This is a genomic window from Shewanella sp. GutCb (assembly GCF_002836135.1).
Classification (GTDB): Bacteria; Pseudomonadota; Gammaproteobacteria; order Enterobacterales; family Shewanellaceae; genus Shewanella.
Map to the genome: position 1 here is coordinate 55,865 of NZ_PJBL01000002.1, position 21,607 is coordinate 77,471.

Consider the following 21,607-nt stretch of genomic DNA (forward strand, 5'->3'; position numbering starts at 1 on the left):
GTCATAAAATACCAATATAGCTAATGACGGTGAAGTATTCATAATTAAAAAACGAATTCCTATCAAAGTCATCATTACAACTAGGATGTTAACCATTTTCAAATCTTTAGAGGATCTCTATATTCATCTAAAAATCAAAAGTACGCTAGCCTCGTAGCCCTCAACACAATCACCAACAGCCAGCTAAATATCAATTACTTAGAAAGAAACCCTTGTTTATTCATCGCACTTAACATGAAGGGTCTCGCCTCTTTGTTCAGGGTTTCCGTTATTTGATCTGACCATGAAACCTGTTTGTTATTGCTCGAGCGAGAGCCGTAATACTCTCTAATATGCTGGTCATATCGTGCTAAGACATCAAAATCTAATGCCTTATAACTGTCTTGATGCACCACTATCGACTGCGGTAAACGCGGCTTAGACTCTGGTGCTTTAGCAGCATAGCCTAGACACAGTCCAAATAACGGCATCACATGCTTTGGAAGGTTTAACAGCTGTACCACTTTGTCAGGGTTATTACGGATACCACCAATAAAAACGCCACCGAGGCCAAGTGATTGCGCTGCCAACAATGCGTTTTGCCCCATCAAAGCAGTATCGATTGCTCCGATAAGTGTTTGCTCACAAAAGCCCAGTTGCGCTTGCGGGTTTATCTGCTGATGACGATTAAAATCAGCGCAAAAGACAAAGAACTCTGCCGCGCTAGCAACATAAGGTTGGCCACCAGCGTATTCAACCAACTTGTCTCTCGATGCTTTAGCGGTAACCCGAATAATACTGGTGCATTGAATAAAACTTGAGGTCGATGCTGCGATAGCACAATTTAAAATCTGTTCCAGTTTATCGGCTTCAATCGCTTGCTCGGTAAAGTGCCGTATAGAGCGGTGTTGTAATATGGTATCTATCGTTGAGTTCATAGTCGCTTCGCTTTTCATTACGTTACCACTAGCCTACTGGTCCTTTACGTTATGAGCAATTGAAAATAAGCAGTGACGTAGATTCAGCCTGCAACATTAAATCTAAACAATATAAAATATTAAAAATCTTCAGAATCAACCATATTGGCAACAACTCTACCATTAGCTTAACCTATATTAATTGTACTTAATGTTATTGACCCTCTACCGCCATCAAGACTAGTTTGTATTGATACGGCTAACTAATGACTTCGCATTACAGCATCAAGCCGGTGTGAATAGAAATAAAATATAGCTGTTACCTCCCCGAATCAATCGCCTGAAAGATGTACCTTAGTACAGGAGAAAGCCCTATGAGAAACCTAGATCTATATAGCACCGCATCTATCGACCACTTACTTTGGTCGACCGATGAAGATAAAACGCAGCTAAACTCGCCAGCATTGAGTATTTTTACCGACTTTAACCATTCTCAACCTATGGTCATCGACGCAGCAACAAGCGCAATAGACACTTCAAATGTAATGGATAAGACGCATGCATTTATGCGGTTAGTGGTCGACAAAGATAATCAATTCCTCGGCGTGATAACTAAGCATGAGCTACTCCACCGTAAAATGGTAAAGCTAGCCAACAAGTTTGCTTGCAGTATTGAGGAGTTATTAGTGACCGATATGATGATCGCTAGAGATCAATTATCGGCACTGGATTACCAGCAACTATCAACGGCAAACGTCAGTGATGTTGTGCGATCCTTACAAGAGAATGGCTTACATCACATGCTAGTCATTGACCACGAGCAACATCATATTCGAGGATTAATCGCATCAAATGATGTTGCACGCAAACTTAAAATCCCCATTAATATCGAATTACCACCTTCGTTTATGCATATTTTTAAAACCGCTATTTAGCTTAGCGACGAATGAGTTTCTCATCGATTTAGCTAGCCACCCTTTGGGGTGGCTGTTTTTGTATTAAACTGTAGCATTCGAAATAGAAAAAGCATCCTCAGTACTTGCTGCTAATCATTAGAATGTCATTACTCATCCGTAAGAGACCATGGCTTTTCTCCTTAATCTTCTAGCGAGAAATATATTTTAGAAACCATAAACTCTGCAATTAAGATCCCAAATACAAGTGCAAAGAATGCCACGATTCCATCCGCAGGACCTGTAAACTGAATGCTGTCTCCAAAGAACAAGTTAATGGCTTCTAGCATTATAAATTTAGAACCAAATAGAATAGCCCAAGTAGTAAAAGCTCGGTAAAACTTCGGTGCCCGACCCGGTTTAGTCTTAAAATATTCCGCAATCGCATGTTCTGCCGCAATTGTTAGCTTCAATAATAGCTGTAATAAAATAGCCACTAATAGCGAAATAGAAAAAGACTCTAGCGTGATGTATTCCCAAAACTCATTGAATAAATTAAGCACCGTGAGATCCACTAACACAGCCAACGTATAACCAACAAATAAACGCTGCGGCGTATTAAAACCGTATTCTTTTATCGGGGTGGCCAACGTCGGCTTAGTCTTTATTGGCTCTGTTTGTTGGGTCATTTATCAGCCTCGCTCATTTAGTTAATGAATTTTTTGCTACTTTTATAAGCTAACACCAACTCACCACATTTCAAGATAATTAGACAAACCTCTGCCATAACGCCTACGATATAGAACGAGAAAGTTAACCTATGCAGGATATTGACTACTGTAATAGAAAGACTAACCTGATCAGTAAAAATGAAGGGCTTAAAAATGAAAAAAGTAACGCCCATCGTTCCTTTGATTAAATCTCAATATGCGATCGCTTTCGTCGACATACTCAAACAGATAGATAGTGATATCTATCCCACCATCGCAAAAGCCCAACTTCCAGAAAACATCCTAGAGCCTGATCACGACTATGTACCGCAACTGCCACTGATTAATCTACTGCGTATTATCGGTGAAAAGGCAGGCCCAGATAGATACAGCCAACTCATATGGCAAGTATGCCGACAAGTACTTGTTCCTAGTTATGCTGAAAAACTCAAATACGCTAAAACTCTTGAGCAGGCTATCGAAGAGTTCTCGGTATTTTTTAATCAAGAATCAACCCACTCAACGGTCAAGTTGCGGCACTTAGTCGGTCGGCATTGGTTAATTAGAGAGCATAACTTTAATATAGAGAAGCTCTTGGATTTCAGAGAGCTGTTCATCCTAACCTTTATGATTGAGCTCATTCGTAACTTAACCAAGCGAGAGTGGTCTCCAGCCGAGATAGTGTTAACCTCTGATAATGCTGATGAACTAAAAAAGTCATTACTCGTTGAAGATTCAATTTTTTATGTCAATCGCAGTGTTATTGCTATCTCCTTAACCTCAGCAGAACTCGCACTGCCAATATCGCTAAAATTAGGCTGGCATGAAGCTAAACCCAGTGAGCCACGCAGGCCAACTCAGTTTGTTGACTCATTAAAGCAAGCGCTCAAACCTTATTTGGGTTTAGGTAGGCTCTCCATTGGGTCTGCCGCCGACATATTGGGTATGAACGTCAGAACACTTCAGCGCCGTTTAAAAGCAGAAAAAGCCAGTTATTCAAACATCGTCGAGAACGTGTTGTTCACTCAGGCCTGTGAAATGATGACCGATGGCAATATTCCGATTACCCGCATAGCTTCTTCACTTGGTTACTCAGATCTAGCCCATTTTTCTCGAGCCTTTAAGCGGATAACAGGCCAATCCCCCCGCGCCTATCGTAAGCAATTCCAGCAGCTCATTTAAGTCACTTATATAAATTGCTCACATGAGTAAGGCAGTAACTATAACCCTGCGGTTATGAGCGTAAGTTGACGGTAATAATACCAATATTGGATTAGTTGTCATTTTAGGGTTATGCTGCAAGCGTTATCTTTACTGTAGAACTTCGCCTGAAATCATGCATTGAATATAACGGGAACCTGCAATTGAAGCCTCTACTTGCTTATAAATCACTAATTTCAATCGGCTGCGCCGCTGTGCTTGCAAGCGCTCCTTTATCCTCTTTAGCATCTCAATGGCATGTTGGTTTAGATAACGATGTTGTGATTGGCGATGATGGGGATTACTCCAACGGTATTGCCATTAGCTGGCAAGCAACGCCTCAACATGACTTCTCTAACGCATCTTGGCCTTTTAACTGGCAGAGCCTATTACTTTTTCCACAACAGAGTAATACTAGCCAATGGGGCGCAAACCTATATCAACGTATGTGGACGCCTATAGAGATAAAACATGACTTTGAGCAACCTTTTGACCGCCCTTATGCTGGGCTGTTAGAGCTTGAGAGCTTCAGCGGAATCTATGGCGATGATTTCGCACAAAAGAACTGGTTTACAGTCGGTGTTATGGGCCCAGCCTCTGGCGCAGAAGCGACTCAGGAGTTGGTGCATAAGCTCACCTCATCTACCGCGCCACTGGGCTGGCAGTATCAAATCGAAACGGAAATGACGTTTCAGTTTGCCTATGAAGCAGACATGCTATTGCTACGGCAGCAGGCTTTTGAAGACAGCCAATGGGAACTTAGTGGTCACAGTTATACACAATTAGGTAATTTCCGTACCGAATCAAATCTAGGCTTAACCTTACGCTGGGGAGATGACTTGAACCAGTCTTTCGGGCAGATCAGCAGCCATGCTGGACACTACGGTCAATACAGTGTTTCAGCCAGAGAAGGTGGCAGCTGGACCGTTTTTGCAAGAGCACAAGCGGGTTACCGTCTGAATGACTTGAGTATCGAAGGCGATTTGCCTTATGACTCCTATATTCAAATGAAACATCAGCAAGCGAGCGCGAGCACCGGCGTTATCTGGGCCTTTCCCGGCTGGTCAGTTAGCTGGAGTTTTGATTTATATAGCAAAGAATATGAATCGGACCCACAAGACTGGCATGGTTACGGCGTGATCAGTTATAGCTGGCTGATGTAACGCCTATATGTGCGATAAAAAGTGGCCAGGTTAACCCGGCCACTTTCGACAATCCATATCACAGCTTAACGCTGTTCATTATTTATCGGCCTCAACCCAATGCAATACATCCTTAATGACTGACCAACGGGCTGTTTGGGGTTTAGCGTTTTCACCCAAAATCCAATAGTTGTAGAGAGTATCGACATAACCGGATGATTTTTGGATCTCAAGCCAACTATTGAGGAATGTTTGCAACGAAGCATTGTCTCTTGCGACCGCATACGATGCGGGGAATGACTTAATCTCTTCTCGATTATAAAGCGTGGTGTATTCTGGGTACAAAATAGTCCAGGTCTTACCCGCTTCAAGGCTGATCATTAACCCATCCCATGTTTTGCCATCATCTTCAAAGAACAAACGGTCAGATTGAATCATTTCAAACTCAAAGTTGGGAAACTTCTCTTCAAGCTGAGGAATAATAGAATAGCTGCCTACCGACGCTATTTTAATCGTGCCCGCCTGGCGCAACATTTTATCGGTTTTAAATTCATCGGCTCGATGATCTTTCACCACAAATGAGTAATGAAGATTTAGCACTGGAGTGGTAAAACCGACGAACTCTATCCGCTTCGTGGTCATTTGCAGCCCTGAAATGGCAATATCGAACTGACCTTTATTGATGGCACTCAATACGTTACCAAAGGTATAAGGCACAAACGCAATTTTGACTTCCATTTCCGCCGCCAGCTTTTTCATTAATTCAACATCAAATCCGACGAGTTGATCTTGCGCATTATAAAAAGAAAATGGGACTTGGATGGGGTTATATCCGACTCTTAATATGCCACTTTCTCTTATCGCTTCTAAGTCTCTTGGGCCCGTTGCTTGTGCCAATTCGTCCCATCTAAAGGCGGTGACCTGATCGGGAACCTTCTCTGCTGCGCTCATCTGAGCCACCACTTCATCCATGTTGTATTCAGTATTAACGATACTACTGAGTAGCCAGCTAGACGCTAATAAGCTGACGCCGAATACCACTGGTGTTAATGCGCTATACATAATTAATCTTGCCATGCTGACTTTTGCAATGCCGACCAGCATCGCGGTACCACCCACGGCAAGAATGAATATATTCATCGCCGCTAGCAATGAGGTAAAGCGGCTAGTAAATAAGCTCGACACCATATAAAGCTGAAATAAATCCGATGACAGCTCAAGTGAATCGAGCAGCATTGGAATGGTTAAATATACACTACCAAATAGACTAATTAGGCCATTTATCGACATAGGTACATAAGTTAAAAAATCAATATCTTCACCTGAAAACCAAGCGGCAAACAGCACAAAAACAATGGTCAATAACTTACCCAGATTAGGAAAACTAAAGACTACAGGGATAATAATATTGGCATAGTCATCTGTTTGTTGATTACCAATATTATATTTATGAAACAATTCCTTAGTTCGCTGGATAAGCAGTGGGATAACAATAAAAATATTACCTGCAGCGAAAGCGGTAATCATGGCATCTTTGGCAATGCCAGTAATGTCTCGGTACGAGAAAGGGGTAATCGTCGCTAAAATCGCTGGCAATACCCAATAGGTTAAAATTATTGTCATCACCACATGAGCCACAAAATACACTTGCAGCTTTTGAAACTCCTCAAAGTCCATGGTTCCTGCCGTGGCAGCAGTCATGGCAAAAATACCAATCGGCATCAGTTTTACAATGCTTTGAGTGACCTTATTAAATGCCTCACCAAGCAGTTGCATTGGTCTCATCAAGGAATCTTTCTTGTCTATTGAGATAAGTGCAATACCGGTTGCAACACAGAACAATACTATCGCAGGGATATAACTATTAGACAGCGAGAAAAACGGATTTGAGGGAATATAGATATCTAATAGGTTAATCGAATTTGGATCTTCTAGCGCTGTTAAACTGAAGAACTCACCCGCTTGCCAGTCAGGAAAAGTATATTTTATCAGGTACATGGTTAGTAAACCAAACAACCAGATCACCAACATCAGCTTACCCACTTTAACGCCCAGCGACTTTGCTTGGACCATGGTTAAACTGCCTAAACTGGAGATAAGTGAAACGATGATATAGGGGATAATCGTCATTTGAAGCAGCTTGATAAACGCATCACCAATAACAGACATCCACGCAAGCATCTCACCAAAGAACAGCCCTGAAGCGATCCCGGCCGCAAATGACAGTAAAACCAATGTCGACATGCTCATCTTTTTTTTAGGTTTTTCTATCACCGATGTTGCGAGCTCGCTATCATCCTGTTTATCGGCTACCGTTGTTTTATCGACCATAATCAGCCTGTCCTTTTATTTGATGCTTACTTGAAGAGGCACAATGTCATCTTCAGCAATTGCGTCGTAATAGCATTCCACGTATTGACCAATTTTTTGTGCAGGGCTAAATAATGCTCTTGCTCGACGGCGACCGGCTTGCCCCATCTCTTGCTGCTTATCAGGGTCGCTCAAGATCCCTTCCATTGCTTTCGCCATCCCTAATGCATCATCCGGATCAAACATAAAGCCGCTGACGCCTTCCTCTACGACTTCCGGGACCCCATCAACATTGCTGCTGACGGTTGGTACTTCACAGGCCATCGCTTCAAGTAATACCATGCTAAATGACTCTCTATAGCTTGGTTGGATCATGCAATCAGCATTGGGGAGAAATGACTCCACATGCGTAACCGATCCCATGAAGGTGACGTGCTGCAAAATATCTAGTTTTTCACACTGCTCTTTAATCTTATCGATATAAGGCCCGCTTCCAAGTAGGACTAAACGAGCATTTACCTTTCTAAGTAGCAAGTAAAATGCCCTAACGACGGTATCGGTATTTTTAAGCGCCCTAAAATTAGAGACATGCATCACCACTTTTTCGTCATCCATTGCCATTTGTCGGCGGATATTAATGTCGGCACTTGTTGGGGTGAAAACAGCTAGATCAATGAAGTTATGAATCACTTCTATTGTTTTGTCTTTTTCAAAATGGCTATAAATATAGTTTCGTTGATAAACTGAAACCGTGGTCACTTTAGTGCTTTTATGAATACTAAATTTATTCAACGGGTAAAGTGGTTTGTCTTGACCAACAATAGTGACATCGGTGCCGTGAATAGTGGTGACGGTAGAAAATTTGTGGGTACTTATCTCACAGGCGAGATACGCACATAACGAATGCGGGATTGAGTAGTGAGCATGAACAACATCCAGTTGATATTGCTCTGCAACTTCGACTATTTTTGCAGTTAAAGCAAAGGTATATAAAGGATCAGAAAAAAGCGGATAGTTAATAGCTTCGACAGAATGAAAAAATAATCGTTGAGAATCTTCAATCAGCTTGAATGGTCTGACACTGGAAATAAAATGAACTTCATGGCCAAGCTTTGCCAAGCCAAGACCCAATTCCGTTGCAACTAAACCTGAGCCACCGATGCTGGGGTGGCACACAATCCCTATGCGCAATTTCGACATAAATTTACTACCACCTAAACAATAGTTAATAAAATGTTACGTACCGATAAAACTTAGCATTGATATAGAGTTAAGCCAAGTAGTATGAAAAATATACGCCCTCTCTTCGACCATTATTCACATGAATCCGTAGATATTAGCCCCTTTTATCCCACCCGTAGCTGTCATCTCTATTTGCAAAATGCGAATAAGAGTTCTTAAAACAAAACAAAAAACACATAAGATGTTGATAAATAATGATTTTAATTATTGGCACGGCTTATGCTCTATTCAATTTACTTTGATAACGTTACAGCGAGAGAAGCATTATGAAAATATCCAAATCTATTTCATCTAGCTGCAGTTCACCTTTAATTCTGAGCCTTCTTATATCAGCGAATGTTAATGCGTCTGAGCCATTTAGCGCTTGTCCAACAGAAGCTTTTGTCATTCAAAAACAATCAAATACTCCAAAAAGCTACGGCGTAAACTTAGCCACGGGTAGCTACACCGTATTGTCAGACGATATGGGCACAGGTAGCGGCTACAACGGTGTCGGTTTTAACTATCATGATAACTATATTTACGGTTGGGATTATTCAAATGCGACACTGGGCCGAGCTGGCGATGATTATCAAATTGCTGCTCTTAATGTTATTAAAGATGCATCCGCCGCAGCGGCAGGTAATTTTTATGTTGGTGACGTTGCGGTGACTGAAAACATTTGGTATGGATACCGTAAAGGTAAAGGGATGTTTAAAATCCCACTCGATAACCCTGCCAGTTACAACATGACAATCATTCCCGGCAGTAAGAATTTTGCCAATTATAATATTACCGATTTAGCCTTTCACCCTACTGATGGCTACGCCTACAGTATTAGCAATGGCTCTACGGGTAAGCTACTTCGCATCGATACGACTACCGCAGAAGCTACCGATTTAGGCCCAGTCATCACCTCTAATTCAGGTAACTTTATATTTGGCGCACAATTTTTTGATCCTGATGGCAACTTATATGTCAGTAATAACAGCAACGGTAATATCTACAAAGTTAACGTAGAAGAAGCATCTCCTAGTGCTGTGCTATTTGCTTATGGACCCGCCTCTTCTAGTAATGATGGCGCACGATGTGCTTTAGCCGAAGTTACCGTTGGCGAGTCAGTCGATTTTGGGGATGCACCTGATTCATACGGGACACTGCTGGCATCAAACGGTGCCCGACACGCAATGTCAGACAGCCTATACCTCGGTGCCTCAGTGGATAATGAATCCGACGGATATGTCTCCCCTTTATCTGATGATGCCAGCGACAGCTCTGATGATGAGGACGGCGTTTCAATGCCAACAGGTTTTGAGCTTGGTGAAAGCGCCATATTATTGGTTACAGCAAAAGGTGGAGACGGTTACCTCAACGCTTGGTTTGACTGGAACCAAAATGGCGCTTTTGATTTAGAAGAACAGATCATTTTGGGCGAACCGCTCGATAACGGTATCAATACTATCAGTATTGAAGTACCCACTTGGGCTAAAGAGGGACCCACTTGGGCACGTTTTCGTTTAAGTACCCAACAAGATATCACTGCAACAGGCGGAGTCGGAGATGGCGAAGTTGAAGACTACGCCGTTACTCTCACTGAAACAGGCGTTACCATCAACTACTACCCTTCATCGTCAACTTATACCACCCTCGCTTATGAGGATCTGTACCCAGATCAAGGTGACTTCGATATGAATGACGTAGTGGTACAGCTGCGTATTATTGAATATGTTAAAGACAATAAAGTGCGACGTATCGGCTTCAAAGCGCAACTGGCTGCAATGGGAGCCGCTTACCACAATGGATTTGGTGTGCATCTGCCTGGCGTTGGTCGCAATAAAATTAAAGAGTCTTTAATTAATTGGACTATTGATGACATTGCACAAGATAGTTCGCCGTTAGAGACCGGGCAAACCAACGCAGTTTTTATCTTCACTCAAGATTTATCTGATTACGTCACGCTTGAACAAGGCTGCGAATTTCTACGCACCGAAACAGGCTGTGAGAGTGCTTTCAGAACCACATGGTCACTTGATATCCCATTTGACAGCCCTGTGTCTGAGAGTGTCATTCCAGCATTCCCTTATGACCCATTCATCTTTGCCACGCCAAATACCGATCATGGCTCTGCGGCTAAAAATGCAGTGGGAGCAAATCCTGGTCGTCAACTGGAGGTTCATCTGAAAAACCAAGCCCCTACAGATAAGTTCTCCAGCAATTACTTTGGTTACAGAGAAGATGCTTCCGACCCTAGCGCTGGTCAATACTTCCAGAATAAAAATGGCATGGCTTGGGCAATTGAAATACCTGTCACCTGGAAGCACCCAAAAGAAAATCAACGCTTAGACAACGCTTATACCGAGTTTGTTGATTTTGCCGCCGACAACACGGGTACCACCAATCCAACTTGGTATGAAAATGCTAATCAAGCACTGATCTTTAACGATTAATGGAGAATGTCATGAAAACTCAACTTATAAAATTTATCTCAATGCCAAGCAGTCTAGTCGCATTCTCCTTTATTACTCTTACTGCATGCGGTGGCGGCGGTGATGGTGATAGCCCAACACCTGCACCTGTGGCGGTGACGCCAACACCAATAACAATAACGCCACCGGTGACACCAGATCCAGAACCAGCACCAGATCCAACGTCACTAGATGACTTAGTAGTCGATGCCGACAACGTAATGCAGGCTGCTTATATGCTAACCATCAACGTAGATAAAAGTAATCAAAGTCGTGGCTATTTTTCACTCTGTGATGATTATCAGAATCAAGCAGGAAGCTATACAGTTAACTTCGACTCCTGCCTATTTAGAGGCCCACTGAGCGACGGTAAGATCAGTAAACAGCTAAAAATTGCTAATCATGAGAGTCAATTAATTGCAGTTATCTGGTTCTATGAAGGTCAAAATCCACAATATCAGGAGTGGAGTTATATGGCCGATAACGAGGAACAAGTACTCACCATGAACTAACACCTCCCGGTAACAGCCACTTTTACAGCGATGTGCAACACCATGCATCGCTGTAATTTTTTGCCTTAGGTTATCTCACAAAGCTTAACTGGATTTTATATTACAGCCCTGAATATTAGGCAATACTAAAACGCTAGCTTCGCATTATGCAATTCGAGTTCAAGTTTACAAAAATAACAAACCTTGAATTTGACTCATATCGCTGCTCATTGAGTCATCCAAATGGGCGGCTTCAACGTATTGCTAATAAAGCCTTCAGCATGAGATTTTTATGCCTAGATTAATACCTAGCTTAATCGGCTATATTAAGATGTTTTTAAGCGCCAAAACAAAACGATACTCTGCAGCCAATATTGCATTACTAATAGGCAGTCTAACCATGAGTTTAATCAGTTACGCCAAGCCACTCGTCCTAGAAACCGCTGATAAATGGAACATCATTAATGATTCTGTTATGGGCGGGATATCGACAAGCTCAATCATTAATGATGGTGATATAGCCACTTTTAGTGGTGATTTATCGCTAGAGCGTAATGGTGGATTTGCCTCTACTCGAGCGAGTTTATCGAGTCCGTTGCCGCCAGAAGTACAACAGATAAAAATACGAGTAAAAGGTGATGGAAGAGAGTATCAGCTGCGACTTCGCACTGATGATAAAAGGGATTCTATCGCTTACACACGCCCCTTTAAAACAGAAAAAAACCAATGGCTAGCATTGAGCTTTCACGCAAAAGAGTTTGTAGCGGTGTTTAGAGGACGAACGATTAGTGCTCCGAATCTAAGACTGGACAATATTAAGCAGGTAGGTTTTTTACTCGCTGATAAGCAGCCCGGTAAATTCTCGCTTTCATTTAAAGCTCTTGAAGTGGAATAAGCCATCTCTTTAAAGCAAAAAAGCCAGGTTGTTAACCTGGCATTCTCATGTTAAACCCGCTTACTTTTCTTTCTCAATGAAATCATCAGTAAAGTCTGTTTCCCAATATTTATAACCTTGGACCGTCGCCTGTGCCGCTGCGCCCATTAAGTTAACTTGGTAGGTTTTGACTCCTGAGATATCGACAGATTGATTTGCCGATGCTTGATCGCCACTTTCATCATACTTAGCACTGGCTTCAGCCTGTGCTTGACCTTCATAACCGGACTCTTTATAACGTGTCAAAGGCTCCTTATTCATGAAAGCTTGAACGAATGCGAGTTGCTTCCAACCAATGCCTGCGCCAACGCCACCGGTTGCAAATCGATAATAGGATTTTTTGCCTCCCTCATGTAAAACGCAAACGCCACCACCGGTAGACAGTGCAAATAGATAAGTATTACTTCCAGTACAAACAACATAACCGACTGACTCAGCGACTGCTGACTTGGCTTCTGGGTGCTCCTTATAGATCTCTTGTAATGCAGCTTGAGTCTCTTCACGAGCATTCATCTTTTTATCATCGGGAGTGTTTCCCGTTGCGCAACCTACAAGTACCGCTGGAACTAGAATTGCCGCAAGCTTAAGTTTATTCAGTTGGAACATAGTTTTATCCTTTTGGTAAAACAAAAGAGCGTACAAACTCGCACGCGCATAAAAAGTGACATCAGCTAAAAACTTGGATTCAGGTATATAAGCTATAGCACAAGAATCAAGTTATTGATTCGACTATATATCACTCTCTTGCTTAACCAATGTTGAATCACTTTAACTAACATCTTAGGCGCAACTGCATTGGTAACCTTACAACTCAGTAATGCTGCTGGTTGTGGCGCTATACGGTAAAATTGATGGGATATTTAAAAATAAGCACATCCTCACTAAAAATGCACTTTTATTCATTAGAACTACTTTTATAAACAGCTGCTATTTTATCGTCAATTTACGATTGCAACTCTCAGCATTTAAAAAGCATTACCCATAACGACTGAACGCTTAAGTAATGATTGCTAGCCAGTAAACTGAGATACCTAAGTGGATAGTGACCCTTAATCTTTAAAGGATTCCATAATCTCTGTCACTTCATCAATATGCTCGATAAATAATGGCACTAATTGTGGATCGAAATGCTCACCGGCTTCTTGTTGCAGTAACGATACCGCATCTTGTACTGTCCATGCTCGCTTATAAGGTCGCTCGCTAGTAAGCGCATCAAACACATCTGCAATCGCCACGATACGACCTATACGAGGAATATTCTCCCCTTTTAATCCGTTTGGATAACCTGCACCGTTCCATTTTTCATGGTGGCTAATGGCCACTATCTTGGCCATTTGTAACAGTTCTGATTCATTGTCACCGATGATCTCAGCCCCAATTTGAGCATGCTTTTTCATCTCAATAAACTCTTCATCCGTCAGCTTGCCAGGCTTACGTAATATCGCATCATTGATACCTATTTTACCAATATCGTGCATCGGCGCCGCTGCCATTAACATATCAGCATCGGCTTCACACATTCCTGCGGCTTTAGCCAATATATGGGTGTAATGACTCATTCTAATGACGTGCATACCTGTTTCATTATCTTTGTATTCAGCTGCTCGTCCTAACTTTTGAATGACTTTTAATTGCGTATCGGCAAGCTCCGCAGTCTTTTGTTTAACCTTAATGGCTAACTCTCTACTTTGGTTAAAAAGCGCTAACTGAGTGCGTACTCTTTGCATCACTATCGGTGGGTTAAATGGCTTAGTGATGTAATCAACAGCGCCCAGTTCCAACCCTCTTAATTCATCCTCAGCGGTGATTTTTGCGGTAACAAAAATGATAGGAATATGGCGGGTGGTATGATCGTTTTTAAGGCGTCTGCACACCTCAAAACCATCAATGCCTGGCATCATAATATCGAGTAATATCAAATCCAAAGGTGACTTATTAGCGATTTTAAGTGCTATCTCGCCACTTTTAGCCACTTTTACATGATAATCATCCTTTAACATACCCGCTAAAACATCAATGTTAGCCGGTGTATCATCGACGACGAGTAAGGTTTGTAGTTCCATCACATCCTTCCTATATCGTTAAAAATCTAAGAGTTCAGTTCAGCTCATCTCGTTAGCAACAAGAGTTTGCATCTGTATTGCCACTTTTAATGCCTCATCAAACTCATAATCATCTAACTGTTTCTCTAATTTTTTAAACAAGTTTAATAGTGGCTTAGACGCCAAAATTGAGCGTTGTTCAGCGATCAGTTCTGTGGCTGCTATATCAAAATCGTTGAGCATATCGATAAGTTTATTCAGAACCTCTGCCGCTTTTCCAGCATCAAACTGAGTGGCAATATCAACCACTACCGACTCCGCTAACCGCACTGTTATTTCGCTACAGACTAGCGCAAGTTCCTCCACTAATAATGGATAAGTTTCGCTAGCGGTGATATCAGATGCTTTATCCTGTGCATGCTCTGAATCTTGCTCTAAGCTCTCTGCAAGTTTAGTCAACTTTAGCGCACCAATCGCCCCCGACACGCTTTTTAATGTATGAACAAGCCTCGCCGTGGTCACCGAGTCATTAGCAGATAAACTGGCATTAACCTGCGCTGAAAAATCCTGTTGCCCGCTAACAAATTTATGCAACAGCTTTTTGTATAGACGACTTTTATCCTGAGTACGACTTAAACCGAGCTGCGTATCGATATGTTTAAACAGACCAAAATCCACCTCGTTATCCGCTTCATTTGGAACATGTCCGTGCAACAACGCCGGATTTTTAGGCGTTACCCATTTCGCAATGGTAACGAACAACTCATCGACATTAAGTGGCTTGGGAATGTGATCATTCATACCTGCATCGAGCGCTTTTTCTCTGTCACCTGCCATCGCATTCGCCGTCATGGCGAGCACCGGCAAATGTTCAAACTGCGCTTGTGCGCGAATATGTCGAGTGGCAGTATACCCGTCCATTATTGGCATTTGGCAATCCATCAACACGCCATCAAATTCCTCTTTCGCGAGGAAATCGAGCGCTTCTTGACCATCGTTTGCCAGTACAGAGCTAATACCATTACTGGTTAGCAACTCAACAATCAGTTCCTGATTTAAGTCGTTATCTTCAGCAACCAATAACTTGGCTCCAGCGAGTTGAGCCAAGGCGATATCCACCCGTGTTTGCCTTTGGCTTAAGCGAGTCTGTTTTCGCGGCGCAAAACCTAAAGCGGGTAGTAGTGCATCCCATAACGTTGACTGCGTTACTGGCTTAGTCAGCACTGCGTCAATCGTCACATTTGCAGCATCCAGCAATAGCTCCTCTTTGCCGTAGGCTGTCACCATCACCACATGGGGCGTTATCGACGCTGGAAGCTGCTCTATAAATCGAGCAACCTCAATGCCATCAAGCTTGGGCATTTTCCAATCAAGCAAAGCAAGTTGGTAAGGTGACGCTTCACTCGCTTTAAGCATTTCAACGGCTTCAATACCATCTTTAGCGTAATCAACTTGCACTTTTAACGTTGACAACATCGCTAATAAAATCTCTCGAGAACTGGCGTTATCTTCAACGAGTAACACTCGAACATCTTCCAAATTCCCTTGATAAATCGGCGCGGTGTCATGATGTTCGATAATTGGGAATGCACATTCAAAATAGAAACGACTGCCGATATCTAACTCGCTGGAAACGCCAATTTCACCTCCCATCAAATCTGCTAGGTTTTTACATATCGCAAGCCCCAATCCAGTACCACCATATTTTCTGGTGGTTGACGCATCAGCTTGTGAAAATGGTTTAAAAAGGTCCTGTTGTTGCTCAAGCGTCATGCCAATACCACTGTCAGTGACTGAGAATTTAAGGGTGATCTCATCATCTGTCAGTGATTCAGTATTGACCGCAAGAATGACGCTACCATGTTCGGTGAACTTAACGGCATTATTCGCGAGGTTGGTCAGTATCTGCGCTAACCGGAGCGGGTCTCCTTTCAACATTGCCGGGATAGTCGGGTCAATATCAAATAGTAGCTCTAACTCTTTTTCGGCCGCCTTAATCCCGATCAAATTAATAATGTCATCGAGTACATCTTCTAGTCTGAAATTAATGGTTTCAAGGTCCAGTTTACCCGCTTCAATTTTAGAGAAATCGAGAATATCGTTAATGATCCCAAGCAGTGATTGGGCTGAGCGATGTGATTTATCGATATAGTTGTACTGTTGACGCGTCAGCTCCGTTTTTAAAGCAAGATGTGTCATACCAATAATCGCATTCATTGGAGTACGAATTTCATGACTCATATTCGCTAAGAAATCTCCCTTAGCCCGGTTGGCATCATCCGCTTTTTCAATGGCCGAGGCTAACTCCCTCTGCAGCTCTTTCGACTCGTTAATATTAAGATGCACGCCACTAATTCGGCCAGCATATCCATCTTCGGTATAGTGATGAACTTGGCCAATGCTCATTATCCAGTCATAACTACCATCTTTTCTGCGCATTCTAAATTCACGTTTCAAGATCTGTGGGTTCGACTGAGTCTGTGCTCTTAAATGATCAACGACGAGTGCCTTGTCATCTGAGTGTATTAACTGCAGCCATGTCTGCTCACCATTAGTCAGCGCTGACCATTGGTCGTCATCAATACAAAGATCCTGTACATCATAACCAAGCATATTGGCATACATACGATTAATGACCACTTTGTTGTCTTTCGGGTAGTAGTCCCACATCCCCATCCGCGCACTTTCCGCTGCCACCGTGAGCTTGTCTTCAGATAGATGTAATCTATTTTCAGCAAGTTTTTGTTCGGTAATATCAAAGATAGTACCATCAAAATAACAAGCGTTATCTACGGTATCCTGGACAAATTGGGCTTTAATCTGTAGAAAGCGAAGCTCATCTGACGCGGTAATAATACGCACATCTCGAGTCACAAAACTGTGTGTTTTATATGCTTTATCTAGCGCTTTTCTAAGCAGTATCATATCTTCTTTAACAACCATGTCTGCAAAGCTTAACCGTGGATTCTCGCCGAGGAAATCACTATCTCGGTAGCCAGTAACGACTTCAACATTTGGACTTAGGTACTCCAGTTTGTAATCAATGCCGTCGGCGATATTAATTTTATAGCGGTATACCACGCCTTGAATATTTTCCAGTAACACCTGGTATTGCTGCTGATTTTCTAACATTTCTAACCGGACATTTTCCTGCTCGCTAATATCCAATAATGAGAAACGAACCTCAGTCACTTTTCTTTCACTATCAAAAGCAAGATCGGTTGATATTGAAACAAACATCACCTTTTCATTAGCATCATACAGTTGTACACGGGTATCTTGGGTGTTAATGCCCTTTAACGCTTGCTGATAAACATCATCAATTAGACGGTTTTCTTCTGTTGCAATATCGCGCCAATTTAGGCGACTAAACTCTTCTCTTTCAATGCCTGCCAATAGAGAAAATTGCCGGTTATGTTTTATAAAATTGCCGCTAGGACCCACAGAGGCATAGGCCACCACCGAATTTTCGTAAAGATCCCACAAGGCCTCTTCCCTATCTTTAAGCTCCTTGGTTCTGAGATTAATCTGGCGCTCAAGATTTTCATTATCGACCTGCAACCTGTCATGTACCAATCGACCTATCTTTACCCCACCAAATGACAGCAACACGCACAGCAATACAATCGCCGACATAATCCCAATGATGATGTTTTTAAAGAAGAAGTAGTTACTTGCGGCTTCATCTAAATCCATTTCGGTGATAACACCAAAACCATAGCGGCTATCCCAATGCCAAGCGCCAATAACCTCTTTGCCACGGTAATCTTGATAGCCTTTGTAGTTGTGACCATCCATGCGAATACTTAACTGATTAGCGCTATAAGTTAACGGTTTATCATTATGCTCAGCGCTTGCAGGCCTCTCAGGCGTAAGTATTTTTCCAGGATTGGTCACTCTAAGGTTTAATACGGACATCTGCCCAGGTTGCACTAAACCAAGCGATTGAAGTTCTTTTTCAAAACGGCTATGAGATAATATGTAACCTTCTTGCGACACGAAATAGGACTCGCCAGTTTTGCCAACCCCTGCACTTTCGGCTAGCTTGGCAAACTCAATATAAGGATCAATGCGCAACATTAACACAGCCAATACTTTGCCTTTAGCGTCTCGAATTGGGCTCAGAACGAACATGGTAGGCGTTTGTGCCTGCTCAATACCATACGGATTTGTCAGTATGACTTCAGAACGTATTGGTGCTGTAATGACCGTTTCTCCCGCGACTGCACGGGCAAATATTTTTGGCACTTTGCGCGCAACAATATTTTTTTTGGCTATGTTTTCATCTCTTTTTGATGACAGATTAATCCCCTCTAAAGAGGTGATGAAAAATCCTAAAGAGCCGAAAGATTTGCTATATCTTTCATAGGCTTCTCGCGACCATATTAGATTATCGCTTTCAATTAAGCTGTCATAAGCTTCAGACTCTGTAATTAACTCTAAGGTTCGGTTTTGTAGTAGCGGGTTGCTCGACACTGCGGTGATGCGAGACTCCCAGCCTTTCACCCAGGAACTTAAGGCAACATCTGTGGTTTTCGTTAATGTTCTTAGCGCCTCACCACTTTTATTAACCTCATGATCATAGGTAATAGATAATCCTATAGCACCGACTAACTGCAGAATGAGGGTGAATACCAGCAGTGAAAGGCCAGCAAATATACGGTTTTTTCTTAGCTTGAAAAAGATTGAAATATCTTGATTTACAGCACGTTTGAGCTGCAAAAATAGCCCAAGGAGTAGAATAAATAAGCCTAATAGGGTGATACCGATAAAGACATTTTCCATTACCTATAGACTCCTTTACGCTAGCACGACTCAAGCCATTATTTAATTAATAAAGACTCATTATTAGAGACTATTTCTCTTGTTTAAGAATTTCCAATCTCTTGATTCTAAGTAGAAAGAGGCAAATACCATGTACACACCAACAAAGAAAAGTTGCAATATTCTAAGATAGAAATTGACCGCAACATCTTTGTCTGTAGAGGACACGGTAGAACCTACCACCACCAATAATGCAGAAAGAATTCCCGCAAACAATGGTGCTTTAGCGGGATCTGCGTATATTTTCTGGCCGAAGATCAGCGCCGCAAGCATCGACATACCTATGTAGAATGGCAACTCTGGCACTATCGTCAATAAGTTATAAAAAACAATCGCCAGCGCTCCGCCGATACCGTTAGTCACCAGTAAAAACAAACTGACTTTAATGCTCTTCGCACCTGCCGCCTGCAATGACAGGATCGCAATAAAAATCATGGTCAGTAACGCTCCTGAGATCTCTAAAAAATAGAAAAAACAGATCACTGGGAAGGCCAAAATCAGCGCTCGAAACGCTTCATGAGTACGTTCATCATGACTTTGTTCAGCCCCTGCCAACGACTCCCTCTCAGGAGAAAGATCCGGCAGTAGAACGTGCAGCAGTGCAAAGATGCTAACCGCAACGACCCCAGAAAAACTCAATCCAACGCCCACCATCAGCGATGCGCCAGGCTGCAATAAACCAAGGTAAGGTAATAGTAGCGTTGCTACGATAAAAATCGTCGCAAAGAAATTCCACTTGGGGTTGCTAAAGAGGTAATAAGCCCAAAGCATCATCATTGCGAGTAAGGGCAGTAATACCGCAGGATATTGCGTCGGGCCAAAACTCACCAACCAAGCAATAGCGATGGTACAGATCATCGAGATCAGTAGTTCATAGACGGTTTGCACTGTTGGCTCTTTTCTATCAACCAAAAATTTGGCAACGAAAACCGGCACGATAAACGCTAACGGCCAAGCCCAGATCGATGAAATGGCCACAGCAAGACCAATTCCGAGGGTAAACCTAAGCACTCTACGCGTATAAATAGCCTCGTCGAGTGCTTCCTTATTAGCAGCAGCTATAAGCGCCTGCTCGCGGACACTATCTGACATAAGAGAACCAACTTGACACTCGGATCCAAGCGCGGCCAAATAGGTTAATCAATGAGTTATCTTTTGTGTAAACAATCACATCAGCTTGGCCACCCACTCGGCGTAACCCAACAGCTTCCTCTTTTGATAATACGATAGTGACTGGAAATCGTTGCGATTGTCTGAGCCAGCCCGTTTGACCAGAGATCTGTGCGAGCTTGCCTGTCTCTTCACTTTGTCCCCAATCAATACCGTAATCAATGCTACCCACCGTGGCTTTAAAAACTTCCCCTGGCGCATAATCCAAAGCGAACTCAACTTCATCACCAGCGGAAATATTACCCAAACTATTTTCTCTAAAATAAGCTTCAATCCAAACATCTTCTGAAGAGATAAAAGTCATTATTGGCTGGCCAGCGTTAGCATATATCCCCTCTTTCAATCTGAAGTTAGAGGCAACACCATCGGTAGGCGCGGTAATGGAAGTGCGTTGTAAATTGAGTTGGGCTTTTTCTAAGCTAAGCAGCGCAGATTTAACATTGGTATTATTTTCGCCTTCGGCGCCTAAGCGTTCCTTAGCCTTTGCTAAGTCTGCCTTTGCACTGGCCACGCCCGCCTCCGCTTTGGTTAATTCCGCTCGAGCATTGTCAGCATCCGCTTGTGACATGACTTGCTTTTCGACCATGGTAAAAATTCGCTTTGACTGCACTTTTGCATTTGTATAATTCGCCTGAGCATTGGTCACTTTCGCTTGCGCTGCTGCAACGTTTGCCGTTTGTGCCCCAACATTCTGGCCCGCCTTCTTCAAAGACTGCTCAGCTTGTTCTAGTGCAATTTCATAATCAGTAGTGTCAATCTTTGCCAGTACATCACCCGCCTTAATAAAGGTATTAGGTGTAGCCAAAATTTCTATAATCTCACCCGAAACCTGTGGGCTAATAGGGACGACATAGCCACGAATACGGCCTAAATCTGTTGAAGGAATAAAGCGGTCTGCAATTAAATGAAATACAAACAGAAAACTAACAATAATTAAAATGATATTGGTCGCTTTACGAATTTTATTGCTCTTTTGCTCAACGGGTTGACTGCTTTCTATCGGTGCATTTTCGGCCTGCGAGCTTTCAGTCTGTAGCGCCTGTTCTTCAGCCGTAGCCTTTTGTTCCGTCATATTAATCCCTATGCATAATCGGTGCTTTATACGCCAAAAAGAGCCACTAACGCGGGCTTGTTTTTAACCAGTTTAGTGTTAAAAATGCATAAAACTCAATATCTTTCTTAAATAAACTCGCTTCGATAGGGCGATGGTACTTAACAACTTAAAGAATGCATTGATTAGGAGGGAGTTGCCTTGCAAAAAAAAGAGCGTTATCAACCTGGGAACTACTTGGTCAATAACGCTCGAAAC

General features: G+C 42.5%; 15 protein-coding genes. 6 read left to right on the forward strand and 9 right to left on the reverse strand.

What is annotated here, in order from left to right:
- Nucleotides 1-194: 194 nt before the first annotated feature.
- Nucleotides 195-935 (reverse strand): oxygen-insensitive NADPH nitroreductase, encoded by a 741-nt coding sequence (nfsA, locus tag CXF86_RS02040; RefSeq protein ID WP_308303110.1) that lies wholly within the window; start codon nt 933-935, stop codon nt 195-197.
- A 335-nt stretch (nt 936-1,270) separates the two neighbouring features.
- Here nfsA and CXF86_RS02045 point away from each other — a divergent pair, with 335 nt between their 5' ends.
- Nucleotides 1,271-1,831 carry a CBS domain-containing protein gene (locus CXF86_RS02045; protein ID WP_101090645.1) on the forward strand — a complete coding sequence of 187 codons (561 nt, stop codon included), beginning with the start codon at nt 1,271-1,273 and terminating at the stop codon, nt 1,829-1,831.
- Nucleotides 1,832-1,992: 161 nt separating this feature from the next.
- Here the strand turns inward: CXF86_RS02045 and CXF86_RS02050 are convergent, their stop codons facing one another.
- Complete coding sequence (locus CXF86_RS02050; protein ID WP_180960992.1) at nt 1,993-2,478, reverse strand: hypothetical protein; 486 nt, start codon at nt 2,476-2,478, stop codon at nt 1,993-1,995.
- A 195-nt stretch (nt 2,479-2,673) separates the two neighbouring features.
- Here CXF86_RS02050 and CXF86_RS02055 point away from each other — a divergent pair, with 195 nt between their 5' ends.
- Nucleotides 2,674-3,681, forward strand: coding sequence for a helix-turn-helix domain-containing protein (locus CXF86_RS02055; protein ID WP_180960993.1), 1,008 nt, complete (start codon nt 2,674-2,676; stop codon nt 3,679-3,681).
- A gap of 182 nt (nt 3,682-3,863) precedes the next feature.
- The gene (locus CXF86_RS02060; protein ID WP_102038238.1) at nt 3,864-4,862 is read left to right on the forward strand and encodes a lipid A deacylase LpxR family protein; all 999 of its coding nucleotides are present in this window, start codon (nt 3,864-3,866) and stop codon (nt 4,860-4,862) included.
- Nucleotides 4,863-4,940: 78 nt separating this feature from the next.
- Here the strand turns inward: CXF86_RS02060 and CXF86_RS02065 are convergent, their stop codons facing one another.
- Together CXF86_RS02065 and bshA are read right to left on the reverse strand one after the other, a co-directional pair.
- A complete protein-coding gene (locus CXF86_RS02065; RefSeq protein WP_101090642.1) occupies nt 4,941-7,172 on the reverse strand; it encodes a cation:dicarboxylate symporter family transporter in 2,232 nt (743 codons plus the stop codon).
- A 15-nt stretch (nt 7,173-7,187) separates the two neighbouring features.
- Nucleotides 7,188-8,351 (reverse strand): N-acetyl-alpha-D-glucosaminyl L-malate synthase BshA, encoded by a 1,164-nt coding sequence (gene bshA, locus CXF86_RS02070; RefSeq protein ID WP_232775136.1) that lies wholly within the window; start codon nt 8,349-8,351, stop codon nt 7,188-7,190.
- A 308-nt stretch (nt 8,352-8,659) separates the two neighbouring features.
- On the opposite strand from bshA, the gene CXF86_RS02075 reads away from it, so the two are divergent.
- The 3 genes from CXF86_RS02075 (at nt 8,660) to CXF86_RS02085 (ending at nt 12,223) form a co-directional block, all read left to right on the forward strand.
- Nucleotides 8,660-10,819: an LruC domain-containing protein gene (locus CXF86_RS02075; RefSeq protein ID WP_101090641.1), complete on the forward strand. Its 2,160-nt coding sequence runs from the start codon at nt 8,660-8,662 to the stop codon at nt 10,817-10,819.
- An 11-nt stretch (nt 10,820-10,830) separates the two neighbouring features.
- Nucleotides 10,831-11,349: a hypothetical protein gene (locus CXF86_RS02080; protein ID WP_102038239.1), complete on the forward strand. Its 519-nt coding sequence runs from the start codon at nt 10,831-10,833 to the stop codon at nt 11,347-11,349.
- A 271-nt stretch (nt 11,350-11,620) separates the two neighbouring features.
- Nucleotides 11,621-12,223, forward strand: a complete 603-nt coding sequence (locus CXF86_RS02085; protein WP_257985264.1) for a CIA30 family protein — start codon at nt 11,621-11,623, stop codon at nt 12,221-12,223.
- A gap of 60 nt (nt 12,224-12,283) precedes the next feature.
- On the opposite strand, the gene CXF86_RS02090 is transcribed toward CXF86_RS02085, so the two are convergent.
- The 5 genes from CXF86_RS02090 to CXF86_RS02110 form a co-directional block, all read right to left on the reverse strand.
- Nucleotides 12,284-12,868 carry a lipid-binding SYLF domain-containing protein gene (locus CXF86_RS02090; protein WP_101090639.1) on the reverse strand — a complete coding sequence of 195 codons (585 nt, stop codon included), beginning with the start codon at nt 12,866-12,868 and terminating at the stop codon, nt 12,284-12,286.
- 443 nt (nt 12,869-13,311) lie between these two features.
- Entirely contained in the window at nt 13,312-14,325 is a 1,014-nt protein-coding gene (locus CXF86_RS02095) for an HD-GYP domain-containing protein (protein ID WP_101090638.1), read from the reverse strand.
- Nucleotides 14,326-14,364: 39 nt separating this feature from the next.
- Complete coding sequence (locus CXF86_RS02100) at nt 14,365-19,089, reverse strand: response regulator (RefSeq protein ID WP_102038240.1); 4,725 nt, start codon at nt 19,087-19,089, stop codon at nt 14,365-14,367.
- A 63-nt stretch (nt 19,090-19,152) separates the two neighbouring features.
- On the reverse strand, nt 19,153-20,220 hold the full coding sequence (locus tag CXF86_RS02105; protein WP_102038241.1) for a DUF2955 domain-containing protein: 1,068 nt from the start codon (nt 20,218-20,220) through the stop codon (nt 19,153-19,155).
- Nucleotides 20,210-21,370, reverse strand: a complete 1,161-nt coding sequence (locus tag CXF86_RS02110; protein WP_101090635.1) for an HlyD family secretion protein — start codon at nt 21,368-21,370, stop codon at nt 20,210-20,212. The genes CXF86_RS02105 and CXF86_RS02110 overlap by 11 nt, the downstream gene beginning before the upstream one ends.
- Nucleotides 21,371-21,607: the final 237 nt, after the last annotated feature.